Below are 6,136 nucleotides of genomic sequence, written 5' to 3'. Positions count from 1 at the left end.
CCGCTGTACATCGACACCTTCACCGCGCTGGGCGCCAATCCCACGCAGATGAGCTGGGCCGACGCCCAGCCGGCGCTGGCCAGCGGCGCGGTCGACGGCCAGGAGAACCCGCTGTCCATCTACACCGGCTCCAAGCTCTACACCGTGGGCCAGAAGTACCTGACGCTGTGGAATTACGTGGCCGACCCGCTGATCTTCGTGGTCAACCGCGAGGTCTGGAACTCCTGGTCCGAAAAGGACCGCGAGATCGTGCGCCAGGCGGCGCTGGACGCCGGCAAGCAGCAGATCGTCATCGCGCGCAAGGGCGTGACGCCGGAAGATCCGTCGCTGCTCAAGGAAATCGAAGGCCACGGCGTCACCGTGACCTCGCTGTCCCAGGCCGACCACGACGCCTTCGCCAAGATCACCAAGCCGGTCTACGACAAGTGGAAGAAGCAGATCGGCGAGGATCTGGTCAACACCGCCGAGAAGGCGATCGCGGCCCGCAAGAAGTAAAGGTCAGGAAGCACACCGCAAGGATTTAGCAGCAAGCCCAGGGGGAAAGGCGGCCATCATGAGCCGCCGCCGGGCCGTTTCCCGAGGCAGCCGCAGCGCGCCAGCGCGAAGAGCCGCCCGGGAGACCGCCACAAGCAAGGCCGGAACGCAGGTTCCGCCGATCTAGGACGGGCGCCGGCCACAAGCCGGCGCCCGTTAGTTTTCGTGCGGCCGGCCAGGCGCGGCCGTCCGCGCACCTGCGCCGGGCATCACCCTGCGCGATGCCGCCACGACGGGGGTCTCAAGGATCTTCCGTGTACTGCTCCACGCGAATGTGGAAGCTTGGTATGCGCGGCCATTGCTCGCGCGCGGAAACCAGCGTTTCCTCGGACCCGAACACCAGGTTCCAGGCATGGCCTTCGTCCACCCAGGAATGCGGCGTCGATTCCCAGCCGCAGCACACGAAGTGCAGGGGTTTGATGCCGTAGCGCCGGCGCAGGAAGTCCTCGGCTTCGGCCGCGTGGGTTCCGTCCAGCCGGTAACGCGCCACCAGCGGCTTGCCCTGCCCTTCGTATTCCGAGTGGCATCCTTGGTATTCGATGTAGACGGGCTTGTCGCCCTGCTTGTCCAGGAAATCGCCGCAGGCGGGCGCGGACGTCGCCTTCGCCGTGACGCAGGCCGACAAGATCAGGCACAGGGGCGTCAGCAGCGCGGCCAGACGCAGAACAGCTTCGGGATGGATCACGGCTTGCCTCTATTTATCAGTGTTCCGGTCGCGCCCCGCGGCCGCCGGAAACGGGTCAGCCTTATTGGCGGGTCGTGCGTTTGCGCGCCGGCGTGTCAGCCGATGTGGCGTCGGCAGGGACGCCGGCGTCGAGGTTGAGCACGCGGTCCTGATCCGGCTTGCCGGCGTCGGCGACCTCGACGTAGGTGCCGGGCTCGAGAATGCGCGCGATGTCCTCGGCCGACTTGCCGCCGAAGCCCTTGCCCCCGCCGAACATGCGCAGGCCGGACGTGTCGATGGCGCCCTGCACCGTCACCACCGTCAGGACCCGGTCATCGACGCGGAACTCGACCCGCTTGCCGACGCGCGTGCGCGTGAACTCCGCCAGCGGACCACGGCTGCCCGGCGTGAAGGTCACGTCGACATCCCCGCCCTGCCCCGCCTCGCCTTTGCCCGCCACGGCCTGCACGACCTGCAGGTAGGCGCTGTCGGCCTGCGCCAGCGGACTGAAAAACAAGGCCAGGGCCAATACCGACAGCCCCTTCGTCAATCGCGTCATGCGCTTTCTCCTTCTGTTCGTGGCGCCGGCGCCGCCGGCGCGCCAGGATCAGCCTGCTTCCTGCGCCAGATTCTGCCATGCCCCGGGACTGCGCCCTTCTTCGGCCAGGAATTCCACCAGCGCCGGCAGCGCCGCGTCCATCGGCCGGTTGGGCTGCATGCGCATCACATAGCCCCAGGATCCGGCCAGCTTCAGGCGCGGCATCAAGGGCACCAGCCTGCCGCTGGCCAGTTCCTCGTCGACCAGCGGCGCGCGTCCCAGCGCGATGCCCACACCGGCCGCGGCGGCGGCCACCACGGTGCTCAGTCCGCTCAGGACCAGCGGCTCCTGCCGGTCCGCCGGATCCAGGCCCAGGCGTGCGCTCCAGGTGTCCCAGGACGTCTCGGGGCTGTCGACATGCTTTTCCTCCAGCCAGCGGTGACGCGTGAACACGCGCGGATCGTCGCGCTCGCCGGGCGGCACCAGCGCCGGGCTGCACACCGGCACCACGGTTTCGCTCATCAGCCGGATATCGCCCGACTGCGGCAGATGCGGGCCGTGCTCGCGCACGTGCAGGAAGGCCAGGTCGATGTCCTGGGCCTTCCAGGCCGGATCCTGGCTGGCGTGCAGGAATACCTGCACATCGATGTCCGGATGCAGTTCGATGAAGCGGCCGATGCGCGGCGCCAGCCACAGCGCGGCCAGCGACGGGTTGACCGACAGGTTCAGGCTATGGCGCCGCTTGCTGCGCACGGCCACGCGGACGTTGCGGCAGGCGGTCTCCAGCAGGGTCAAAGCCTGCTGTACGGATATAAGCAAAGAAGCGCCGACCTCGGTCACCTGGGCCCGCCGCAACGTACCCCCCCGATGCAACAGCGTCGCGCCCAGGTCGGATTCCAGCGCCCGCAACTGATGACTGACCGCGCTTTTGGTGACGTTCAGCTCGGTCGCGGCGCGGCTCAGGCTGCCGAGTCGGGCGACGGCCTCGAAGGCGCGCAGCGCGGCCAGCGGCGGGGTATGGTTGGGCAAGTCTGGCATGGGTTGAGTTTATCTCAACTGTGTATTGAAAAACCATCGCTTTCGCATTCGCGCGCGATCGGGGACCATTAGCCGCATGGGCCGTATCCTGGCGCGCATCGCGCGGGCGATCCGGCCGGTCATACACGAAGGAACATCGATATGTATTTCGACGCGAGACTCTGGCGCCTGACGCGCGGCCTGCGCGCCGGCATGGCGGGCGGCATCCTGCTGGGCCTGCTGGCGCTGGCGGCCGGCATTGCCCGCTATGTCTTCCTGGGCCTGATGCTGGCGCGCGTGTTCGACGGCGCACCCTGGAACGACTGGGCCTGGCCGGCCGCCGGCGCGGCGCTCATGGTGCTGCTGCGCTCGCAGCTCGATCACTGGCGCACGGTGCAGGCGCAGCGCGCCTCGGCCGCCATTCAGCTGTCGCTACGCGGCCAGCTGTACGACCGCATCGTCGCGCTGGGACCAGCCTGGTTCGCGCGCCAGCGCACCGGCGGCGTGATGCTGACCGTGGTGGACGGCGTGGAGCAGTTGCAGACCTTCTTTGGTCAGTACCTGCCGCAGCTGGCCATCGCCGCCGCCGCGCCCTTCGCCATCTTCGCCGTGATCGCGTTCTGGGACGTGCCCACGGCGCTGGTGCTGCTGGCGGCGGCGCTGTTCGCGCTGGCCGGGCCGATGGCCGTGCACATGCTGGACCGCCGCGCCAGCCTGGCGCGCAGCCGCTCGCTGAACGAGTTCGGCGAGGACTTCCTGGACGCCATGCAGGGCCTGCCCACGCTCAAGTCCTATGGCCAGGGCAAGGCCTGGGGCCAGCGCCTGGCGGCGCGCGCGCGCAAGCTGTCCGACAACACTTTCTGGGTGCTGTCGGTGAGCCTGCTGACGCGCGGCATCACCGACCTGGGCGTGGCCCTGGGCGCCGCGCTGGCGCTGACGCTGGGCGCCTGGCGCGTGGCCGCCGGCGACATGAGCGTGGAAGCGCTGCTGATCGTGCTGATGGCCGGCACCGAGATCTTCCGTCCGCTGCGCGATCTGCGCTCGGTGCTGCACCAGGGCATGCTGGGCCAGTCGGCCGCCGCCAGCATCCACATGCTGATGGACGCGCGGCCGCTGACCCCGCCCCTGTCCGCTGAACGGGCCGCGCCCGCCGCGCTCGCGCCTACCATCGAATTCGACAACGTCGCCTACGCCTACACGCCCGAGCGGCCCGCGCACCAGGGCCTGAGCTTTCGCATCGCCGCGGGCGAACGGGTCGGCGTGGTCGGCCCCAGCGGCGCCGGCAAGTCCACCATCGTGCGCCTGCTGCTGCGCGAGTGCGTGCCGCAGTCCGGCACGGTGCGCGTGGGCGGGCATGACCTGAACCAGCTCGACGCCGACACGCTGCTGTCGCAGATCGCGCTGGTAAGCCAGGACATCATGCTGTTCCACGGCACCATCGAGGACAACCTGCGCCTGGGCCGGCCCGACGCCAGCCGCGAGCAGCTGCGCGCGGCCGCCAGCGCCGCCAACATCGACGACTTCATCATGGCGCTGCCCGAAGGCTACGCCACCCGCATCGGCGAACGCGGACTGCAACTGTCCGGCGGACAGCGCCAGCGCCTGGCGATCGCCCGCGCGCTGCTGCGCGACGCGCCCATCCTGATCCTGGACGAGGCGCTGTCCTCGGTCGACGCCGAGAACGAGGCGCTGATCCAGCAGGCGCTGGACCGGTTGATGGAAGGCCGCAGCACGCTGATCCTGGCGCACCGCCTGGCCAGCGTGATCGGCGCCGACCGCTGCCTGGTGCTGGACCAGGGCCGCGTGGTCGAGTCCGGCAGCCATGCCGAGCTGATGCGCCAGGGCGGCCTGTATCACCGGCTGATGCGCGAGCAGGCGGCGACGCTGGCGCGGCCTGCCGATGCGCAGGCCGACATGGCGGACGCCGGCGCCTTGGCCGGCCACGCAGGCGCCGCGCATTCCCCCGCCGTCGCGGCATCAGCGCCAGCGGCTTCGACGTCTGCGTCCGCCGGCATCACGCACGGTCAGCGTCGGGATGGCCAGGACGAGCCGGACCTCGACAACCCGCAAGCGCCCGACGCGCGCCCGCTGGACGCGGACGCCGCCCAGGTGGGCTGGCGCGACACGCTGGGCACGCTGCTGTCGGTGGTGCGGCCCTGGCGCGGCACGCTGGTCGCCACCATCCTGCTGGGCGTGGCGCGCGTGGCCGCCTTCATCGGCGTGGGCGTGCTGAGCGCGCTGGCCGTGGCCGCCATCCGCGACGGCCGCGAGATCCAGGCGCTGATCATCGCCCTGCTCGCCACCGCGCCGCTGGCCGCGCTGTTCCACTGGCTCGAATCCTGGCTGGCGCATGCGATGGCGTACCGGCTGCTGGCGGACATGCGCGTCAAGCTCTACGACAAGCTCGAACGGCTGGCGCCCGCCTACCTGCTGCAACGCCGCTCCGGCGATCTGGTGGCGCTGGCGACGCAGGACATCGAGATGGTCGAGTACTTCTACGCGCACACCATCGCCCCGGCCATCGTCTCGCTGGCGGTGCCGCTGTCGGTACTGGGCTTCCTGGCGTTCTACAGCTGGCCGGTGGCGCTGGCCCTGCTGCCCTTCCTGGCCTATGCCTTGCTGTCGCCGGTGCGCGGCCGCCGCCGCATCGACGCGCTGGGCGACCGCGCCCGCCAGGCGCTGGGCGAGATGAGCGCCCACACCGCCGACACCATTCAGGGTCTGGCCGACCTGACCGCCTTCCAGGCCACCGGCCGCCGCCGCGACGAGTTCCTGCGCGCCGCCGACCGTTATCGCGAACGCCGGCTGTCCATGCAGCGCGACCTGTCGCGGCAGAACGCCAACTTCGAACTGGCCGCCGGCCTGGGCGGGCTGGCCGTGGCCGTCACCGGCGGCCTGCAGGTTGCCGCCGGCACGCTGTCGGCCGGCATGCTGCCGCTGCTGGTGCTGATCGCGCTGGCCACCTTCCTGCCGGTATCCGAGATCTCGCAGGTCAGCCGCCAGCTGGCCGACACCATCGCCGCCACGCGCCGGCTGCACGTGGTCAGCCACGAACCGGTGCCGGTGAACGATGGCCCGGCGGACGCCCCCGTGTCGGCGCAGGGCCTGTCGCTGGCCTTCGAGCACGTCAGCTTCGCCTATCCCGGCAAGCGCGACAACACGCTCAAGAACCTGAGCTTCACCGTGCCCGCCGGCGCCACGGTGGCCGTGGTGGGCGCGTCGGGCGCGGGCAAGAGCACCGTGGCCAGCCTGCTGCTGCGCTTCTGGGATCCGCAGTCGGGCGCGGTGCGGCTGGACGGCGCCGACCTGCGCGGCCTGAAGCTGGACAGCCTGCGCGAGCGGGTCGCGCTGGTCACGCAGGACACCTACCTGTTCAACGACAC

The 6,136-nt window shown here is 70.4% G+C and carries 5 protein-coding genes; 2 read left to right on the top strand and 3 right to left on the bottom strand.

Features of this window, described 5'->3' with window-relative positions; all coding sequences use genetic code 11:
• Positions 1 to 495, top strand: a 495-nt coding sequence (dctP, locus tag KDH83_RS28790) for a TRAP transporter substrate-binding protein DctP (protein ID WP_212322097.1), incomplete at its 5' end; no start/stop codon positions are given.
• 280 nt (positions 496 to 775) lie between these two features.
• Here dctP and KDH83_RS28785 read toward each other — a convergent pair.
• The 3 genes from KDH83_RS28785 to KDH83_RS28775 all read right to left on the bottom strand — a co-directional run bounded on the left by KDH83_RS28785 (position 776) and on the right by KDH83_RS28775 (position 2,774).
• Positions 776 to 1,219, bottom strand: coding sequence for a DUF4952 domain-containing protein (locus KDH83_RS28785; RefSeq protein WP_212322095.1), 444 nt, complete (start codon positions 1,217 to 1,219; stop codon positions 776 to 778).
• A gap of 61 nt (positions 1,220 to 1,280) precedes the next feature.
• Positions 1,281 to 1,757 carry a hypothetical protein gene (locus KDH83_RS28780; RefSeq protein ID WP_212322093.1) on the bottom strand — a complete coding sequence of 159 codons (477 nt, stop codon included), beginning with the start codon at positions 1,755 to 1,757 and terminating at the stop codon, positions 1,281 to 1,283.
• A 48-nt stretch (positions 1,758 to 1,805) separates the two neighbouring features.
• A complete protein-coding gene (locus tag KDH83_RS28775) occupies positions 1,806 to 2,774 on the bottom strand; it encodes a LysR substrate-binding domain-containing protein (protein WP_212322091.1) in 969 nt (322 codons plus the stop codon).
• A gap of 141 nt (positions 2,775 to 2,915) precedes the next feature.
• Here KDH83_RS28775 and KDH83_RS28770 point away from each other — a divergent pair.
• On the top strand, positions 2,916 to 6,136 hold a 3,221-nt coding region (locus KDH83_RS28770), incomplete at its 3' end, for an ABC transporter ATP-binding protein (RefSeq protein ID WP_212322089.1).

It is taken from the genome of Achromobacter sp. Marseille-Q0513 (assembly GCF_018195695.1).
Lineage (GTDB): Bacteria > Pseudomonadota > Gammaproteobacteria > Burkholderiales > Burkholderiaceae_B > Achromobacter.
This window is presented reverse-complemented; position numbering and strand designations above follow the sequence as displayed.

What these genes read in the sequence shown, in the direction of transcription:
- KDH83_RS28780 (WP_212322093.1), bottom strand. Translation starts at nt 1,757, where the DNA reads ATGACGCGATTGACGAAGGGGCTGTCGGTATTGGCCCTGGCCTTGTTT.
- KDH83_RS28775 (WP_212322091.1), bottom strand. Translation starts at nt 2,774, where the DNA reads ATGCCAGACTTGCCCAACCATACCCCGCCGCTGGCCGCGCTGCGCGCC.